The organism is Streptomyces siamensis, assembly GCF_039543605.1.
Classification (GTDB): domain Bacteria; phylum Actinomycetota; class Actinomycetes; order Streptomycetales; family Streptomycetaceae; genus Streptomyces; species Streptomyces siamensis.
Genome location: NZ_BAABKB010000016.1, coordinates 386,267 through 404,135 on the forward strand (window position 1 = coordinate 386,267; position 17,869 = coordinate 404,135).

13 protein-coding genes and 1 pseudogene are annotated in these 17,869 nt (G+C 72.1%); 4 read left to right on the forward strand and 10 right to left on the reverse strand.

The genetic code is table 11. From position 1 onward, the window contains the following. Positions 1–7 precede the first annotated feature (7 nt). From ABEB03_RS22335 to ABEB03_RS22350, 5 genes and pseudogenes are all read right to left on the reverse strand, one after another. The gene (locus ABEB03_RS22335) at positions 8–739 is read right to left on the reverse strand and encodes a CBS domain-containing protein (protein ID WP_345652052.1); all 732 of its coding nucleotides are present in this window, start codon (positions 737–739) and stop codon (positions 8–10) included. Positions 740–751: 12 nt separating this feature from the next. Next, positions 752–907: a hypothetical protein gene (locus ABEB03_RS22340; protein ID WP_345652055.1), complete on the reverse strand. Its 156-nt coding sequence runs from the start codon at positions 905–907 to the stop codon at positions 752–754. Next, positions 885–1,160, reverse strand: a pseudogene (locus ABEB03_RS45375) (hypothetical protein); the annotation flags it as partial. The gene ABEB03_RS22340 and the pseudogene ABEB03_RS45375, both read right to left, overlap by 23 nt. A 172-nt stretch (positions 1,161–1,332) precedes the next feature. Further along, positions 1,333–2,346, reverse strand: coding sequence for a type I glyceraldehyde-3-phosphate dehydrogenase (gene gap / locus ABEB03_RS22345; RefSeq protein ID WP_345652058.1), 1,014 nt, complete (start codon positions 2,344–2,346; stop codon positions 1,333–1,335). 31 nt (positions 2,347–2,377) lie between these two features. Continuing rightward, a complete protein-coding gene (locus tag ABEB03_RS22350; RefSeq protein WP_345652061.1) occupies positions 2,378–4,759 on the reverse strand; it encodes a phosphoketolase family protein in 2,382 nt (793 codons plus the stop codon). A 50-nt stretch (positions 4,760–4,809) separates the two neighbouring features. Here ABEB03_RS22350 and ppk2 point away from each other — a divergent pair, with 50 nt between their 5' ends. Further along, positions 4,810–5,613 (forward strand): polyphosphate kinase 2, encoded by an 804-nt coding sequence (gene ppk2, locus ABEB03_RS22355; protein ID WP_345652064.1) that lies wholly within the window; start codon positions 4,810–4,812, stop codon positions 5,611–5,613. A gap of 17 nt (positions 5,614–5,630) precedes the next feature. Here the strand turns inward: ppk2 and ABEB03_RS22360 are convergent, their stop codons facing one another. Then, positions 5,631–6,503, reverse strand: a complete 873-nt coding sequence (locus ABEB03_RS22360) for a universal stress protein (protein WP_345652067.1) — start codon at positions 6,501–6,503, stop codon at positions 5,631–5,633. Between the two features lie 134 nt (positions 6,504–6,637). After that, on the reverse strand, positions 6,638–7,543 hold the full coding sequence (locus tag ABEB03_RS22365; protein ID WP_345652070.1) for a universal stress protein: 906 nt from the start codon (positions 7,541–7,543) through the stop codon (positions 6,638–6,640). Positions 7,544–7,811: 268 nt separating this feature from the next. On the opposite strand from ABEB03_RS22365, the gene ABEB03_RS22370 reads away from it, so the two are divergent. Together ABEB03_RS22370 and ABEB03_RS22375 are read left to right on the forward strand one after the other, a co-directional pair. Then, entirely contained in the window at positions 7,812–9,524 is a 1,713-nt protein-coding gene (locus ABEB03_RS22370; RefSeq protein ID WP_345652073.1) for a SulP family inorganic anion transporter, read from the forward strand. 142 nt (positions 9,525–9,666) lie between these two features. Further along, the gene (locus ABEB03_RS22375) at positions 9,667–10,371 is read left to right on the forward strand and encodes a response regulator transcription factor (protein ID WP_345652076.1); all 705 of its coding nucleotides are present in this window, start codon (positions 9,667–9,669) and stop codon (positions 10,369–10,371) included. 30 nt (positions 10,372–10,401) lie between these two features. Here the strand turns inward: ABEB03_RS22375 and ABEB03_RS22380 are convergent, their stop codons facing one another. The 3 genes from ABEB03_RS22380 to ABEB03_RS22390 form a co-directional block, all read right to left on the reverse strand. Then, positions 10,402–11,634, reverse strand: coding sequence for an MFS transporter (locus tag ABEB03_RS22380; RefSeq protein ID WP_345652081.1), 1,233 nt, complete (start codon positions 11,632–11,634; stop codon positions 10,402–10,404). Positions 11,635–12,058: 424 nt separating this feature from the next. Continuing rightward, positions 12,059–13,576, reverse strand: a complete 1,518-nt coding sequence (gene glpK, locus ABEB03_RS22385; protein WP_345652084.1) for a glycerol kinase GlpK — start codon at positions 13,574–13,576, stop codon at positions 12,059–12,061. A gap of 24 nt (positions 13,577–13,600) precedes the next feature. Then, positions 13,601–14,446: an MIP/aquaporin family protein gene (locus ABEB03_RS22390; protein ID WP_345652086.1), complete on the reverse strand. Its 846-nt coding sequence runs from the start codon at positions 14,444–14,446 to the stop codon at positions 13,601–13,603. Positions 14,447–14,963: 517 nt separating this feature from the next. Between ABEB03_RS22390 and ABEB03_RS22395 the strand changes: the two genes are divergently transcribed. Further along, positions 14,964–17,807, forward strand: a complete 2,844-nt coding sequence (locus ABEB03_RS22395) for an alpha/beta hydrolase (RefSeq protein WP_345652089.1) — start codon at positions 14,964–14,966, stop codon at positions 17,805–17,807. Positions 17,808–17,869 lie beyond the last annotated feature (62 nt).

Sequence of the window (17,869 nt, forward strand, 5' to 3'; positions counted from 1 at the left end):
CCTCCTTTCACAGCCGGCGCAGCCAGTCGTCGGCCACGCCGTGCAGCGTCTGTTCGTCGGGCTGCAGCCGTGCGTCATCCAGCCGATAGGTGAGCTTGTCGACCACGGCGACCGCACCGTCGATCTGGCGGGTCATCGAGACGGCGATCTCCGTCTCGCTCTTGCGCTCCATCTGGCCGGTGAGGGTGACGACCCCTTCCGTGACGGAGACGTCGATGCTGCGCGGCGGTATCCACAGGGCGTGCATCAGCACCTGCTGGACGACCTGCTCGCGGATCTCCGCGTCGGGCCGAAGGAAGACCTGGAGCAGGTCACGACGGGTGACGATGCCCACCAGCCGGTCGGCCTCGTCGAGGACCGGCAGCCGCTCCACGCGCCGCTGGGCCATGGTCCGGGCGGCCTCGACGATGCTGTCGTCGGCGTGCACCGTGACCGCGGGTTCCGTCATCAGCTGTCCGGCAGTGCGGGCCCTCGCCTTCGCGGCCTGTAGCCGGGCGTTGCGCGTGAGCGCCGCGAGCCGCCGACGACGCGGAGGCTCGAAGGGGTCCGGCGTCGCAGCCTGGCGCACCATCAGGTCCGTCTCGGAGACGACCCCGATCACCTTGTCGTCCTCGTCGACGACCGGCAGCCCGCTGATCCGTCGGTCGGCCAGCAAGCGTGCGACCTCTTTGAACGGGGTGCCGTACTCGGCCCGGACGACGTCAGTCGTCATGACGGTGCCGACCTTGTCGTGTTTCATGGCTTTTCCTCCTCAGTGCAGGCGGCGCAGATAGGGGTTGTGGGGCCGACGCGGCAGCAGGCGTATGCCTGCGTCGAGCGCGGTGACCCGACCCGGTGCCGCTAGGCCCGGGCTGACGTCGGCCTCGGCGAGCTGCCACGGGCCGGGATGCGGTTTCGAGGAGTTCACCGACCGAGTGGGTCGGTGCGATGCCGGCTCGGGTGAACAGGGCCTGGCGGGTCATGGTGCGGGCGGCGGCGGCCGCGGTGCGCGAGCGGCGGCTCGTGGAGGAGAACCTGAGCTGTAGGATCTCCAGGAACATCTCCCCGTAAATCCCCTCCAGTTGACCGTGGTCGCCCGGCGCCGCGGGGCGGATGCACACGGTGGTGCCGTCCGCGAGCAGGGCGTGGACCGGCGATCGATTGAGCACGTCGTCCGTCATCGGGGATCTCCTCCAGGCCTCTTACGGCACTTCGAGCATCCAGCGGATCGGAGAGGGGTCCCATGGGCTGTCCGGGGCCGCTCGGGGACCGGTCGGCCCAAGGTCTTCCGCTGGTCGTCCCAGGCATGCGGAGGGGACCGGTGATCGGTGACACCGGTCCCCTCCGGAGTGGTCAGTCGTCGGCGACGAGGGCCGTGAGGTCGAGCAGCCGGTTGGTGTAACCCCACTCGTTGTCGTACCAGCCGAAGACCTTGACGAGGGTGCCGTTGGTCTGTGTGAGGGCCGGGTCGAAGATGCAGGAGGCCGGGTCGCCGATGACGTCACGGGACACGATCGGCGCCTTCGACACACGCAGGATGCCATTGAGCGGGCCCTCGGCGGCCACGGCGAACGCCTCGTTGATCTCGCCCATGGTCGCTTCGCGGTTCAGGACCACGGCGAGGTCGGTGAGGGAACCGTCCTCCACCGGCACCCGGACGGCGCTCCCGTCCAGTGCGCCCGCCAGCTCCGGCACCGCCAGGCCGACGGCGCGGGCCGCGCCCGTGCTGGTCGGGATGATGCTGAGCGCCGCCGAGCGGGCCCGACGCAGGTCCTTGTGCGGGCCGTCGAGGAGGGCCTGGTCATTGGTGTAGCCGTGGATGGTGGTCATCATGCCACGCTCGATGCCGAAGTTCTCGTGCAGCACTTTCACCATGGGGGCAGCGCAGTTGGTGGTGCAGGAGGCGGCCGAGATGATCCGGTGGCTGTGGCGGTCGTAGGTGTCGTCGTTGACGCCCATGACGATGGTGGTGTCCGCGCCCTTGCCGGGCGCCGACAGCAGCACCGAGTGGGCGCCGCTCTTCAGGTGCAGGGCGGCCGAGTCGCGGTCCCGGAAGTGTCCGGTGGACTCGATGACGATGTCGGCGCCGTAGTCGGACCAGCGCAGGGCTGCCGGGTCGCGTTCGGCGGTGACGTCGATGCGTCGGCCGTCGACGGTGATCGAGCTGTCGTCGTGGACGACCTCGCGTCCGATGCGTCCGAACGTCGAGTCGTACTCCAGCAGGTGGGCCAGGGTGGCGGGCGCGGTGATGTCGTTGACAGCGACCACCTTGACGTCCTGGGTGCCCGCCTCGGCGCGGTCTAGGGCCGCGCGCAGGTAGGCGCGCCCGATACGGCCGAAGCCGTTGATGCCTACGCGTACAGTCATGGCAGTGAACTCCTTCGCAGGTCAGGGGTGTTCAGGCGTTCCAGGTCCAGTCGGCGACCTCGGGCAGATCGGTGCCGTGCTCGCGGATCCAGGCGTGGTGGCGGGTGCGCGCGTCGGCCATCGTCTGGTGTAGCGCAGCGGCTCGTACCCCGAGGCCGGGGACGCGGTCGATGACGTCCATGACCAGCCGGTAGCGGTCCAGGTCGTTGCGGACCACCATGTCGAAGGGTGTGGTCGTGGTGCCCGACTCCTTGTAGCCGCGCACATGCAGGTTCCGGTGGCCGGCGCGCCGGTAGGCGAGGCGGTGGATCAGCCAGGGGTAGCCGTGGTACGCGAAGATCACCGGCTTGTCCCGGGTGAACAGTCCGTCGTACTCGAAGTCGCTCATCCCGTGCGGATGTTCGTCACCCGGCAGGAGCCGGGTCATGTCGACGACGTTCACGACACGGACGGAGAGCTGCGGGAGGTGGCGCCGCAGCAGTTGCGCCGCGGCCAACACCTCCTGGGTGGGGACGTCGCCTGCGCAGGCCAGGACGACGTCAGGTTCGGCGCCGTTCTCCGTGCCCGCCCAGTCCCAGATGCCCGCGCCGCGCGCGCAGTGGTTCCGGGCCTGGTCCATGGACAGCCAGTCGAAGCAGGGCTGCTTGCCCGCCACGATCACATTGACGTAGTCGCGGCTGCGCAGGGTGTGGTCGGCGACGGACAGCAGCGTGTTGGCGTCCGGCGGCAGATACACACGGACGACCTCGGGGCTCTTGTTGAGGACGTGGTCGACGAATCCGGGGTCCTGGTGGGAGAAGCCGTTGTGGTCCTGGCGCCACACGTGCGAGGTCAGCAGATAGTTGAGGGAGGCGATGGGAGCACGCCATGTCAGCTGCCGTGACGTCCTGAGCCATTTGATGTGCTGGTTGACCATCGAGTCGACGATGTGCACGAACGCCTCGTAGCAGGAGAACAGCCCGTGCCGGCCGGTGAGGAGATAGCCCTCCAGCCAGCCCTGGCAGAGGTGCTCGGAGAGGATCTCCATCACCCGGCCGTGCCGGTCGAGGTGTTCGTCCACGGGCAGTTGCCGTTCCTGCCAGGCCTTGCCGCTGGCCTCGAAGACCGCCTGCAGCCGGTTGGACGCCGTCTCGTCGGGCCCCACCAGACGGAAGTCCCGGCGCTGCGCCGTGTCCTGCATGATCCGTTCGAGGAAGTCGCCGAGCACACGGGTGGGTTCGTGCAGTGTCGCCCCCGGTTTGTCGACGGGTACGGCGAAGTCGTCGAGCGGGGGGACGGGGAGGTCGCGGACGAGGAGACCGCCGTTGGCGTGCGGGTTGGCGCCGAGCCGCCGTGCCCCGTCGGGGACGCAGGCGAGCACGTCCGCGACCGGCCGGCCCTCGGCGTCGAACAGTTCCTCGGGCCGGTACGAACGCAGCCAGGCCTCCAGCTGCCGCAGGTGGTCCGGGTTCTCCCGGACGCCGGGCAGCGGCACCTGGTGGGCGCGCCAGGTGCCCTCGACCGGCACGCCGTCCACCTCGGCGGGACCGGTCCACCCCTTCGGCGTGCGCAGCACGATGACGGGCCAGTGCGCGCGCTCGGTGACGCCTTCCTCGCGTGCCCCGCGCTGCACCTCGGCGATGCGCTTCAGCGCCTCGTCGAGGGCGGCGGCCATGTCCCGGTGCACCTGGGCGGGGTCGTCGCCGGTGACGTGGAGGGGCTCGTGACCGTATCCGCGCAGCAGTGCGTCGAGCTCGGACTCCGGGAGACGGGACAGCACCGTCGGGTTGGCGATCTTGTAGCCGTTGAGGTGCAGGATCGGCAGGACGGCGCCGTCGTGCACGGGGTCGAGGAATTTGTTGGAGTGCCAGGAGGCGGCCAGTGGCCCGGTCTCCGCCTCCCCGTCACCGATCACACAGGCGACCAGCAGGCCGGGATTGTCGAGGGCGGCGCCGTAGGCGTGGGCGAGCGAGTAGCCGAGCTCGCCCCCTTCGTGGATCGAGCCGGGGGTCTCCGGGGCGACATGGCTGGGCACGCCGCCCGGGAACGAGAACTGCCGGAAGAGCCGTTCCATGCCCGGGGCGTCCCGCGACACGTCCGGGTAGGTCTCGCTGTAGCTGCCCTCCAGCCAGGAGTTGGCGACCACGGACGGTCCGCCGTGTCCAGGTCCCCACACGCACACCGCGTCCAGTCCGCGTTCCTTGATCACGCGGTTGAGGTGGGTGTGCACCAGGTTCAGGCCGGGCGAGGTACCCCAGTGCCCCAGCAGCCGCGGCTTGATGTGCTCCGGGCGCAGCGGCTCGCTCAGCAGCGGGTTGGCCAGCAGGTATATCTGTCCTGCCGCCAGGTAGTTGGCGGCCCGCCAGTGGGCGTCCAGGGTGCGCAGTTCCTCGTCGGAAAGTACGGTGGCGTCCTGGTGTTCGACCTTGGGCATGGGTGACCCTCCGGGAGTCATCGACTAGGTCATCGGGTGGTGGAGGCGGCATGGCCGACGATGAGGCGGCAAAGCTGCCGCGCAAGGTGTACGAGCAGGAACTGCTTCGTCTTCAGACGGAGTTGGTGAAGCTGCAGGAGTGGGTGCGGGCCGAGGGGGCCCGACTGGTCGTGGTCTTCGAGGGGCGCGACGCGGCGGGCAAGGGCGGCACGATCAAGCGGGTGGCAGAGCATCTGAATCCGCGCTCGGCGCGGATCGCGGCGCTGCCCAAGCCGACCGAGCGCGAGCGCACGCAGTGGTACTTCCAGCGGTACGTGGAGCAGTTGCCGGCCGCCGGGGAGATCGTGCTCTTCGACCGGTCCTGGTACAACCGGGCCGGTGTCGAGCACGTGATGGGCTTCTGCACGAAGGAGGAGCACCAGCGCTTCCTGCGCCAGTGCCCGATCTTCGAGCGCATGCTGGTGGAGGACGGCATCCTGCTGCGCAAGTACTGGTTCTCGGTGAGCGACGCCGTGCAGCAGGAGCGCTTCCGGCGGCGGCTGGAGGACCCGGTGCGGCGCTGGAAGCTGTCGCCGATGGACCTGGAGTCGCTCACCCGCTGGGAGGCGTACTCGCGGGCCAAGGACGAGATGCTGGTGCACACCGATGTGAGCGAGGCGCCCTGGTACGTCGTGGAGAGCGACGACAAGCGCCGGGCGCGCCTGAACATGATCGCCCACCTGCTGGGTTCCCTGCCGTACCACGAGATCCCGCCACCGGTCCTCGAACTGCCGGAGCGGCCGGCGTCGACCGGCTACCAGCGCCCGCCGCGTGATCTGCAGACGTACGTGCCGGATCACGCGGCGACCCTCTGAGGGGCCCGTCGTCGCGTTCACGGCCGCTCGGGCACGACGGCCACGGGGCAGGCGGAGTGGTGCAGGACGCCGCGGGCGACGCGGCCCAGCCGGAGCCTCGCGTGTCCTCGCTCGCGCCGGGCACCGACCACGAGGAGGTCCGCGTCCTGCGAGGCGGCCAGGAGCACGGGGCGCGGGGCGCCCTGCACGGCGTGCCGGTACACCTCCACGGCCTTCGGGGCGTCGTGCACCGCCGTCTTCAGCGCCTCCACGGCCTGCTGCTCGTGCGTGGGGGCCGGACCGTCCTGGGGCGCCGAAGGAGCGGGCCGTGCGTGCCCGTGCGCGCGCCAGGCCCGTACGGCTTCCAGGGGCACTCCGCGCAGTTCCGCCTCCTGGAGCGCGAACCGCGCCGCCGCCGAGTCGGCCGCCGCCTCTTTGACGCCCAGGACGACGAGGCCGGGCTCGTCGTCCTGGGCGCGGTCGTCGGCGCTGCCGCGCAGCACGATCACCGGGCAGCTCGCCCGTTCGGCCACGCTCAGGCTGACGGAGCCGAGGAGCAGTTCGGCGAGGCCGCCGCGGCCGTGCGTGCCGAGCACGACGGCGGTGGCGTTCCGGCTCTCCCGTACGAGCGCGGAGGCCGGTTCCTCGGGCAGCACGTCGGTGGTCGTGGGCACGCCGGGCCGGCGCCGGTGGGCGCGCCGCGCGGCGGCCTCCACGATGTTCTCGGCCATCACCTGCTCCGCCGGCTTCTCGGCCAGGCCGTCCGGCGCGGCACCCTCGAAGCGCTCCCACAGCGAGGCGTGCACCAGCCGCAGGGGCACCTTGCGGCGCGCGGCCTCGTCGGCCGCCCAGTCGACCGCCCACAGGGTGGCCTCCGAACCGTCGACACCGACCACGAGCGGGAGGTCCACCGTCCTCACCACCCGGTGCGGACGGCGACACGGACGCCGCCTCGGTACACGCCGGGACGTTCCGCCGCGACCGGGTGCGCGCCGACGTTTCGTACGACCGCTGCCTTCATCGGTTCCTTCTCCTCGTGGGTCGGTCAGCCGTGGACCACGACGGCGACGGGAGCGGTGGAGTGGTGCAGGACGGCGTGGGTGACGTGACCGATGTGGGCGCCGAAGGCGCTGCGGCGGGCCTGCCGTCCGACGACGACCAGCGAGGCCTCGCGGGAGGCCTCGACCAGGCACACCGCGGGGCTGCCGCAGCGGGACTCCTCGACGACGTCCACATCCGGGTACTTCTGCCGCCACGGACCGACCGTCTCGGCCAGGGCGGCGGACTCGTACGGCGCCGTGGCCGCGCGCCGACCGGCATCGGCAGACGTGCCGTAGCCGTGGTACGGCGCCGGTTTCCAGCATCGCACGACCCGCAGGGTCGTGGCGCGGCGGACGGCGGCGTCGAAGGCGAACCCGATCGGCGTCCCGTCGGGGTTCTCGGTGTCGAGGCCGAGGACGACGGGCCGGAACGGTGCGGCGGCGGACGGTACTCCGGCCGGGTCCTTCTCGTGCTCGTCGGCGGCCTGTTCGCCGGCCCGGACGAGCACCACGGGCCGTTCGGCGCGTGCCACCACGGCCATACCGACGGAGCCGAGCACACATCCGCCGGTCCCGCCGAGCCCGCGGGTGCCGAGAACGAGCAGGTCCGCCGCCGCGGCGGCCCCGCACAGTACGTCCACGGGGTGGCCGGTGACGTTCTCGCCGGACACCTCGATGCCGGGGTGGCGCAGCCGGATGCCCACGACGGACTCCCGGGGGACGCGTTCGGCCCAGTGCTGATGCGTCTCGGCTCCGAGGAACGGGGCCCGGGCCATGGGGTGGGGTGCCGGCTCCGAGACGTGCAGGACCCTCAGGGGCAGGCCGCGCAGCCCGGCCTCGCGTGCCGCCCACTCGGCGGCGGCCCGGCTCTCGGGCGAGCCGTCCAGGCCCACGGTGACGGTGCGCGGCATGACCTCCACCTCCTGGGTCGGGGGATCCGGCTCCAGCGTCGCGTTCCGGGGGCCGCGGGTGCAGGGGCCACTGGTCCCGGGCCGGGACCGTCCGGCCCATGGGCCTCGCGGACGGGGCCGGGCAGTGTCGGCCCGACGGGACCGCCCGGGGGGCCGAACGGACCGGTTCGCACGGCGTGTTGGTGCGGCGGTACGCGCGGGAGCGGCGCGCGTCTCGCGGTGCGGGGCACCTCGGTGGATGCTGATGTCACAGGACGGAAGGCGGCACATGACCCACGATGCGCCCGTGAGCGTTCGGGGGTGGAGACGTCTGCTGCCCGGCCTCGGCGTCCTCCTCGGCTACCGCCGCTCCTGGCTGAGGGGGGACCTGCTGGCCGGAGTGACCGTGGCCGCGTACCTCGTGCCGCAGGTCATGGCGTACGCGGGTGTCGCCGGGCTCTCTCCGGTCGCCGGGCTGTGGGCGATCCTGCCGGCCCTCGGGCTGTACGCGCTGCTCGGCTCCTCACGCCTGCTCTCGGTGGGGCCCGAGTCCACCACCGCCCTGATGACCGCCACCGTCGTCGGCCCGCTCGCCGCCGGATCCCCCGGACGCTACGCCACGCTGGCCGCGGCTCTCGCGGTCACGGTCGGGCTGTTGTGTCTGGTGGCGCGGGCGGTGCGCCTGGGGTTCCTCGCCGACCTGCTCTCCCGGCCCGTCCTGATCGGCTATCTGGCGGGCGTGGCACTGATCATGATGGTGGATCAGCTGCCGAAGCTGACCGGCGCGGGCACGACCGGCACCGAGTTCTTCCCGCAGCTGTGGTCCTTCCTCCGGAACCTGCCCGACGCCCGGCCGGCCACCGTCGTGCTGTCCGCGGCCACACTCGTCTTCCTGTTCGTGGTCGCACCACGGTTCCCCGCGGTACCCGGACCGCTGCTCGCCGTCGTGCTCGGCACCGCCGCCGTGGTGGCCTTCGACCTCGATCAACGGTACGGCGTCCAGGTGATCGGCGAGGTCCCGTCGGGGCTGCCCGGCCTCGCCGTGCCGGACCTGCGTGACCTGCCCCAGCTGGTGCTGCCCGCCCTAGGTGTGCTCCTCGTCGGGTACACCGACTTCATCCTCACCGCCCGTGCCTTCGCCGACCGCGCCGACGAGGGGCCGGGGCTGGACGCCAACCAGGAGTTCCTCGCGCTGGGCGCGGCGAACCTGGGTGCGGGGGCCGTGCACGGCTTCCCGGTCAGCAGCAGCGCCAGCCGCACCGCCCTCGCCTCCTCGGCGGGCGCCCGGAGCCAGGCGTACTCCCTGGTGGCCGGGGCGGTGGTGCTGGCCGTGCTGCTCGTCCTCAGCCCGCTGCTCACCCGCACTCCGTCCGCCGTGCTGGGCGCGCTCGTGGTCTACGCGGCGATCCGCATGATCGATCTGGCGGGCTTTCGCCGGCTGGCGTCCTTCCGGCGGCGCGAACTCATGCTCGCGCTCGGCTGTCTCGCGGGCGTCCTCGCCCTGGACATCCTGTACGGGGTGCTGGTCGCCGTGGGGCTGTCCGTGGCGGAGCTGCTGACCCGGGTGGCGCGCCCGCACGACGCGGTGGAGGGGCTGGTGCCGGGGATGGCGGGCATGCACGACGTCGACGACTACCCGCAGGCGCACACCGTTCCCGGCCTCCTCGTCTACCGCTACGACTCGCCCCTCTTCTTCGCCAACGCCGAGGACTTCCGCCGCCGGGCCCTGGCCGCCGTCGACAAACAGACCGAGCCCGTCCGCTGGTTCGTCCTCAACACCGAGGCCAATGTCGAGGTCGACATCACCGCGCTCGACGCCGTCGACGCCGTACGCCGCGAACTCACCGACCGGGGGATCGTGTTCGCCCTGGCCCGCGTCAAGCAGGACCTCCTCGACGATCTGACGGCGTACGGACTCGCGCAGTCCGTCGGGCCGGACCTCGTCTTCCCGACACTGCCCACCGCCGTGGCCGCCTACCGGACGTGGTGCGGCGACCGGTGAGCGGCCGGGGTCCGCGCTGCGGGTGGGGCCGGAGTCCGCGCTGCGGGTGGGGCCGGTCGGCCCTGGTGCATCCGGCCCACGCGAGCAATGATCGTGAGGGAGGGGCCGCAGTCCGTCCGCCGTCGGGGAACCAGGGGTCGTCATGACCGAGCCAGGCACTTTCACGGAGCAGAACCCGATCCGCGTGTTCCTGCTGGACGACCACGAGGTCGTACGACGCGGGCTCACCGACCTGCTGGACTCGGAGCCGGACATCTCGGTGGTCGGCGACGCCGACACGGTCGAGCACGCGCTCACCCGCGGGCCGGCGCTGCGCCCGGACGTCGCGGTGCTGGACGTGCGTCTCCCGGACGGCGACGGCATCACGGTCTGCCGCGAGCTGCGCAGCCGGATGCCGGACCTGGCCTGCCTGATGCTGACGTCGTTCGACGACGAGGACGCCCTGCTCGACGCGATCATGGCGGGGGCCGCGGGCTATGTCCTCAAGCAGATCAAGGGCTCCGACCTGGTCTCGGCGGTGCGCACCGTCGCCTCGGGGCAGTCGATGCTGGATCCCGCGACGACGGCCCGCCTGATGCGCTCCCTGCGCGCCGATCCGGCCGAGAGCCCCGGTGTGCCGCCCGAGCTGGCGAGTCTGTCGCCACGCGAGCGGGAGATCCTCGTCCTGATCGGTGACGGGCTCACCAACCGTGAGATCGGCGAGCGGCTCTTTCTGTCGGAGAAGACGGTCAAGAACCACATCTCCCGGCTGCTGGCCAAACTGGGGGTGCAGCGCCGGGTCCAGGCCGCGGTGCTCGCCTCGCATCTGGAACAGCAGCCGCACGCCGTCGACCGTCCGGCCAGGTGAGGCAGGACCGCCGCGCACCCGGCGACGACGTCACACGGCGTCCGCGGGGCGGTTGACGCGATACACGTCGCGCACGCAGAGGTTGAGGGCGGCGGCCGCGACGACGAGTCCGGCGCACGCCACGAGGATCGTGCGGTTGTCCCACACGTCGGACGCGAGGGCGGTGATGAGGTAGCCGAGGGGGATGGCGAGGAGTTCCCCGACGCTGTTGAACGCGCTCATCCGGCCCTGCTCGGCCTGCGGCACATGGTGCTGGAAGGCGGTGGTCCACGCGACGATGGCGACGTCGAGACCGATGCCGGCGAGCAGGGCCGCCGCCAGCACGAACGGCAGCGGCAGCCCCCGTCCCATGGCGAACAGCGGGACGGCCAGCACGGAGCTCGCCACGACCGCCACGGTGAGCAGGCGGTACGGCTTCCAGCGCAGGCACACGAGCGTTCCGACGAGCAGGCCCGAGGCGAAGGACGCCTGGACCAGTCCCCAGTCGCGGGCCCCGCCGTACCCTTCCGCCGCGACGAGCGGCCCGAGGAGCTGGAAACCGGCCAGCCAGGCGGCCACGAGGACCGTTCCGGCGGCCGTGTAGGTCCACAGCCAGGTACGCGACCAGAAACCGCGCCACCCCGCGCGCAGATCGTCCAGGGCGCTGTGCGCGGTCGGCGGCGCGTCCAGCCGCAGGCCGCGCAGGAGCAGGGCCGCGACGGCGAAGGTGAGCGCGTCCCACGCCAGGGCCCAGGCCGGTCCTGCCGTCGCGACGACGAGACCGCCGACGACGGGTCCGAGCACCTTGACCGCGTTGCTCGGCAGTCTGAGCAGGGCGTTCGCCTGCTGGAGGTGTTCCGCGGGGATGATCTGGCCCACCGCTCCCTGGGCGGCGGGCCTGGTGAAGGCCACGGCGGTTCCGGACGCGAAGCCGCAGAGGGCGATGGACGTCGTGCTCGCGTGGCCGGTGCCGACGGTCGCGGCCAGCGCTCCCTGCGCGGCGGCGGCCAGCAGATTGCCGAGGAAGAGGATCCGGCTCCGGGACATCCGGTCCGCGAGGACTCCGCCGATCAGGAGGAAGACGACGGTCGGAACGGTGTTCATGGCGAGCACGACGCCGAGGGCTCCGGCGCCGCCGCCCTGCTCGATCACGGAGTAGGCGAGCGCGAGGGGAGCCATCGCGGACCCCGTGACGGAGATCAGGTTGGCGAGGACGAACCGCCGGAAGGCCGGGACCCTCAGTGGGGCGCTGCGGATCGTCGGTGAGTCTGCCGCGGTCTTCATGATCTCCCTCGTGCTCGGCGCGGCGAGCACCTTAGTGCAGCGCCTGGCCGACGGGACATCGCACCCCGGCGGGGACGACGGGATCCGGCCGTCCTCGGCGGCCCGCGGGCACCGTGACGGCCCTCCTGCCCCTCCGGACCGCGGGCACGGCGAGAGCCCTCCTCCCTCTCCGGACCACGCGCACGACGACAGCCCTCCGGCTCCCCTCCGGACCGCGGGCACGACGACAGCCCTCCGGCTCCCCTCCGGACCGCGGGCACCACGACGGCCCTCCCGCCCCTTTGGTCCGCGCCGTCGGCATCCCCGTCCCGCCGCGCGTCCGGCCCCGGACAGGCGAGTCCCCGACGGGGATTCCGTCGGGGACTCGTCGTGCCGCCGGACTGCGGTGTGTTCGGGAAGCGGGAAGGGTGGGCGGCCCGGCCGGCTATTCGACCGTGGTCCAGTCGAGCGTGCGCTCCACGGCCTTCTTCCAGTTGGCGTATCCCTCCGCCCGCTGGTCGTCCGACCACTGGGGCTCCCAGCGCTTGGACTCCTGCCAGTGGGTGCGCAGTTCGTCGGTGTCCCGCCAGAAACCGGTGGCGAGGCCCGCCGCGTAGGCGGCGCCGAGCGCCGTGGTCTCGGCCACCACGGGCCGGCTGACCGGTACGCCGAGCACGTCGGCCTGGATCTGCATGCACAGGTCGTTGGCCGTGACACCGCCGTCGACCTTGAGGACGTCCAGGTGGACTCCGGAGTCCTGCTCCATGGCCTCGACGACGTCACGACTCTGGTAGCAGATGGCCTCCAACGTGGCCCGCGCCAGATGGCCGTTGTCGTTGTAGCGGGCGAGCCCGACGATCGCGCCACGGGCGTCGGAGCGCCAGTACGGGGCGAACAGGCCCGAGAACGCGGGCACGAAGTACACGCCGCCGTTGTCCTCGACGGTGCGGGCCAGGGTCTCGCTCTCGGCCGCGTTCTTGATGATCTTCATCTGGTCGCGCAGCCACTGCACCGCGGACCCGGTGACCGCGATGGAGCCCTCCAGGGCGTAGACCGCCGGGCTGTCGCCGAACTGGTAGGCCACGGTGCTGAGCAGCCCGTGCTGTGAACGGACCAGCTCCGTGCCGGTGTTGAGCACCAGGAAGTTGCCGGTTCCGTAGGTGTTCTTGGCCTCGCCCGGCGAGTAGCAGACCTGTCCGACGGTGGCCGCCTGCTGGTCCCCGAGCACTCCGGTGATGGGGATGGCGGCCTGCAGCGGCCGGGTGGTCCGCGTCACGCCGTACGCCTCGCGGTGGGACGAGGGGTTGATGGTCGGCAGCATCGAGCGCGGGACGCCGAAGAACCCCAGCAACTCGTCGTCCCAGTCGAGGGTTTCCAGGTCCATCAGCATCGTGCGGCTGGCGTTGGTCACGTCGGTCGCGTGGATGCCGCCGTGCGGGCCGCCGGTCAAATTCCACAGCACCCAGCAGTCCGTGTTCCCGAAGAGGGCGTGTCCCTGCTCCGCCGCCTCCCGGACCCCGTCGACGTTCTCCAGGATCCACTGGATCTTGCCGCCCGAGAAGTAGGTCGCCGGTGGCAGCCCCGCCTTGCGGCGGATGACGTCGCCCTGACCCGAGCGTTCCAGGGCCGCGGCGATGGAGTCGGTGCGGGTGTCCTGCCAGACGATGGCGTTGTAGTAGGGACGGCCGTTGCGCGGGTCCCAGACGACGGTGGTCTCCCGTTGGTTGGTGATGCCGATCGCCGCCAGGTCCTCCGGGGAGAGGTTTCCGTGCCGCAGGGCGTTCTGCATCACCGAGTTGGTGCGTTCCCAGATCTCCACCGGGTCGTGCTCCACCCATCCGGAGCGCGGAAGGATCTGGGCGTGCTCCAGTTGGTGCTTCGCCACCTCGTTGCCGGCGTGGTCGAAGATCATGAATCGAGTGCTGGTGGTCCCTTGGTCCACCGCGCCCACGAAGTCCGCCATGGTGTGCCGCCTCTTGTGTGGGGGTCAGTCCTTGGAGGCCGGGACGCGTCCGGGGGGCTCCGGCTCAGCCGTGGGCAGGAACCTGCCGATGAAGAGCTTGTAGATGGCCGCGCCGAGCAGTCCGCCGATCAGCGGGCCGACGATCGGCACCCAGAAATAGATTTGTCCGTACTGATCTCGCCATGCTCCGCCGTATCCCGTGATGAAGCTGGCCAGTCGGGGGCCGAAGTCACGCGCCGGGTTGATCGCGTAGCCCGCGAGGGTGCCCCAGGCCATACCGATGGCAACGACGACCAGACCGATGATGAACGGGCCCATGTTGGCGCCGGGCGGCGTGTTGAGCAGGTCCGTGATCGCCATGATCAGCAGCAGCAGGATGGCGGTGCCGATGATCTGGTCGCGGAAGGCGGCCCACTCGTGGACCGGCAGGTTGGTGTTTCCGTTGGCGGGGAGCGTCGAGAACACGAACTGGGTCTTGACGGTGTGCCCGGGGTCCACCTTCGCCAGCGCCTCGGTGTAGTTCCAGCGCACGACGAGGGCCGCCACGAAGGCGCCGGCCGTCTGGGCGACCACGTAGGGCGCCACCTTCTTCCAGGGGAACCCCTTGAAGGTGGCCAGGGCCACGGTGACCGCCGGGTTGAGGTGCGCACCGCTCAGCCGTGCCGCGACGTAGACACCCATCGTGACGCCGATGCCCCACGCCCAGGCGATGCTGTCGTGGTTGCCGAGGCCGCCCGGTGGGACCGTGAGCCCTCCACCGGCGACCACTTGGGCCACCACGCCGACGCCGAAGAGGATGAGGATCATGGTGCCGAGGAACTCGGCCGACATCTCGCCGACCAACCCCAGCCTTTTAAGTCGATCAGCCATGGAAGCCCGCTTTCCCGCCGGCCACATGTGACCGGCCGTCGACTGCCGGAGCCCTAACGGCATCAGGATAGATTGATTCGGAATCAACCGCACAAGAGGTGAAATACCTTCCAAAGCGGACACCTGCGGGTGTGTGGCCGGTCCGGGGGCCTCCACCGCACCCGGAGCGGCGGGAGTTGCACGACCCGACCGGAACCGCCACTCGGCCGGCGCACCCGTCCGTGCGTGTACGCCGACCGGGTGGCCGCGGACGGCAACCCGGCCGACCGGGAAACCGGCCCGAGGCCCTCTCGTCGCACGCAACCGGCCGGTCCCCTCGTATGCGCGGCGCGAGCTCCCGCGGGCCGCGCACGCCGGGCCGTACACCCGCGCCCGTGCCACCCGGAGTGCACCCCGGGTCTGACCTTCCCTCAGTGCCTCTGCCCGTGCCCGTGCCCGTGCCTGTGCCTGTGCCTCTGCCGTCAAGGCAACCCCTCGGTCTTCGCTCCCGTCCTCGTGGGGCGGAGAGCGTCCCGCGATGTCTCCGGGACGCACGGGGGAGCAGACCGACCACGAGGAGAAGCAATTGATCCGATTCCGGCGAACAGGGATCGCGGCCGCCGCGTTACTGGCGGCGGTGGCGGGATCGCCCGGCCCGGCACAGGCCCAGCAGCCGTCGGCCGGTTCCGTACGGTCCGCCACCACGGCCACCGCGGATTTAGACCGACGGCTTCCGGACGGCTGGCGGATCACCGGGGAGGGGGCGGCGACCCAACTCGTCTGGCGCGCGGACGCGCCGGTGCCGCCCAGCGACTCCGGTGTCGTCTTCTACAGCGGGCACGAGACCCTCGGCAGGCCCCACGAGTCGCGGGACGGACGGACGTTCCGGCTCCCGCTGCGTGGCATCGGCGCCGAGCGGCTGACCGACCTGCGGGCCAGATCCGGTGAACGCCGTCTGGACGCCCCGGAGGAGGAGGAGAAGGGCGGGCACGACCGCCGGCCGGGCCTCGCGGCGACGCAGCCCGTCCGGCCTCCGGCCAACCCGGTCGACCCCGGCAGGCCGGGCGCGTACCGGACCGTGACGGGAGAGTACGCGCTCCACTCCATACGACTGCCCGGATTCGCCGCGCCGGTGGAGATGCGCGCGGTGGTGGTCGCGCCCACCGCGACGGCCCCGGGGCACCGCCCCCTCGCCCTGTTCCTGCACGGCCGCCACGGCACGTGCTTCACGGGCCGCGACGACATCACCGGCGACTGGCCGTGCCCAGCCGGCGCGAAGCCGGTCCCCAGCCACCGCGGCTATCTGCGGGCGCAGAGACTGCTGGCCTCGCAGGGGTACGTGACGGTGTCCGTCTCCGCCAACGGTGTCAACGGACAGGACCATGTAGCGGAGGACGGCGGTGCGCAGGCCCGGTCGTCGCTGGTGCGGCAGCACCTGGCCCGCTGGGCGGACTGGGCCGCGCACCGGTCCTCGGCGCCGCGGATCGTGCGCAGCGCGGCGCCCGCCGATCTCTCACGCGTCCTGCTGGTGGGCCACTCGCGGGGCGGTGAGGGGGTCAACCGGGCGGCGACCGACAGCCTGTACCGCGCGCCGGCCGCCCAGGACGGCTACCGGGGCCCGGTGCGCTGGCACATCCGCGGCACCGTGCTGATCGGCCCCACTCTCTTCGGGCAGAACCCGGCCCCCGACGTCCCCTCGATGACGATATTGCCCGGCTGCGACGGCGACGTGTCCGACCTCCAGGGCGAGATGTACGTGGACGGCACGCGCGGCGTCGGTCGCGGCGCGGCCCTGCACAGCGCGGTCTACATGGTCGGCGCCAACCACAACTACTTCAACAGCGAGTGGACACCGGGCCAGGCACAGGCACCGGCCGAGGACGACTTCTGGTCCGGGGACGAGCCGGACCAGGTGTGCTCGCGCTCCGCCTCGACCAGGCTGACGGCACGGCAGCAGCAGGCCGCCGGTGCGACGTACCTGGCCGCGGCGGCACGGGTGTTCGTCGCCGGTGACGACCGGGTGCGGCCGCTGCTCGACGGATCGAACCGGCGTGCGCCCTCGGCGGGCCCCGCACGGGTCCTCACGCACGCGGTCGGCGGCCGCCGCACACCGGCGTTCCTGCCGGACGCCCGGGTCACCGTGGACGGCGGACGGCTCTGCAACCAGGTGGACACCGACGTGGACTCCGCCTGCCTCGGACCCGGCGAGCGGGGCGGCTCCCCACACTTCGTGATGTGGGAGACATCGAAGGAGCCCGGCCGGCACGCCGTGGCGGTGCGCTGGACGGCGCCCGGCACCACGACGCGCGTCCGTGCGGCGCGCGCCGTGGACGTGGCCGCGTCCGACGCGCTGGCGCTGCGGGTGATCGTGCCGCCCGACAGCAGGGACACCCGGCTCGATGTCGCGGTCGCCGACGCGTCGGGCCGCCGCGCCGTTCTGGGGCGGCTGGAGCTCGACGGCCTGCCGGGAACGGATCGCACCGCCTCCTTCTGGGGGCAGGAGGTCCGCGTGCCGCTGGCCGCCGCCACCCGCGCGGGGCTCGATCTGCGCAGGGTGACGGTCCTGGAGCTGGTGCCGCGCAGCCGGTCGGGACGGGCGTGGCTGATGGACGCCTGGGGCTGGCGTGCCGGGCTGCCCGCCGTCAGGGCGGCCGGGATGCCCCGTGTCGACGTGGGCCGGCTGTCGGTCGCCGAGGGCGACTCGGGCACAAGGACTTATCACGTGCCGGTGTCCGTGTCCGGGCACGGCAGGGGAACGGTCCGGCTGTTCGTCGCCGATCCGGCGACCGGCGAGACGACGGCGCGCGAGGTGACCGTGCGGCCCGACGGCCACGGCATCGACGTACGGGTCCGGGTACGGGGCAACACCCGCTTCGGCTACGACGTCGCGCACGACGTGTTCGTGAAGGCGGTCCGGGGTGCGGTGGTCGGCGCGCATCTCGGCGGTGTCGTCGCGGTGAACGACGACCCGGCGCCCGCCCTCCGGGTGACTCCGGTCGCCGACCAGGTCGCCGAGGGCCGGAGCCTGAAGTGGAAGGTGTCCCTGTCCGAGGTGGCCGACGCGGACATCCAGGCCTACTTCGGTCTCCTTCCCGTCACGGGCGGCACCGAACTGTCCACCACGGACGTCGACCCGCGGTGGCTGCGGGACCACTCCGGCGCGCAGCCTGAGCCGTCACGGCCGCTGTCGTCGGTGGAGGAGCTGTACGTCTTCGTCGACGTGCCCGCAGGACACACCGGCGCCGAGCTGACCCTTCCCACCGTCGTGGACCGGGTGGCCGAGCCGGAGGAGACGGTACGCCTGCGGTCGACGGTCTACGACGACACCGGCGAGCCGCACGAGGGGCCGCCGTTCACCGGGACGGTGCGCGACGCGTCGTAGGACCACCGTCGCCGCTCGCGCGGCCGGCCGGGACGGACGCCCGGGCCGGCCGGCCGCGCGAG

Coding starts and splice junctions, on each gene's coding strand:
- ABEB03_RS22335 (WP_345652052.1), bottom strand. CDS start 739: ATGAAACACGACAAGGTCGGCACCGTCATGACGACTGACGTCGTCCGG.
- gap (WP_345652058.1), bottom strand. CDS start 2,346: ATGACTGTACGCGTAGGCATCAACGGCTTCGGCCGTATCGGGCGCGCC.
- ABEB03_RS22350 (WP_345652061.1), bottom strand. CDS start 4,759: ATGCCCAAGGTCGAACACCAGGACGCCACCGTACTTTCCGACGAGGAA.
- ppk2 (WP_345652064.1), top strand. CDS start 4,810: ATGGCCGACGATGAGGCGGCAAAGCTGCCGCGCAAGGTGTACGAGCAG.
- ABEB03_RS22365 (WP_345652070.1), bottom strand. CDS start 7,543: ATGCCGCGCACCGTCACCGTGGGCCTGGACGGCTCGCCCGAGAGCCGG.
- ABEB03_RS22370 (WP_345652073.1), top strand. CDS start 7,812: ATGACCCACGATGCGCCCGTGAGCGTTCGGGGGTGGAGACGTCTGCTG.
- ABEB03_RS22375 (WP_345652076.1), top strand. CDS start 9,667: ATGACCGAGCCAGGCACTTTCACGGAGCAGAACCCGATCCGCGTGTTC.
- ABEB03_RS22380 (WP_345652081.1), bottom strand. CDS start 11,634: ATGAAGACCGCGGCAGACTCACCGACGATCCGCAGCGCCCCACTGAGG.
- glpK (WP_345652084.1), bottom strand. CDS start 13,576: ATGGCGGACTTCGTGGGCGCGGTGGACCAAGGGACCACCAGCACTCGA.
- ABEB03_RS22390 (WP_345652086.1), bottom strand. CDS start 14,446: ATGGCTGATCGACTTAAAAGGCTGGGGTTGGTCGGCGAGATGTCGGCC.
- ABEB03_RS22395 (WP_345652089.1), top strand. CDS start 14,964: ATGTCTCCGGGACGCACGGGGGAGCAGACCGACCACGAGGAGAAGCAA.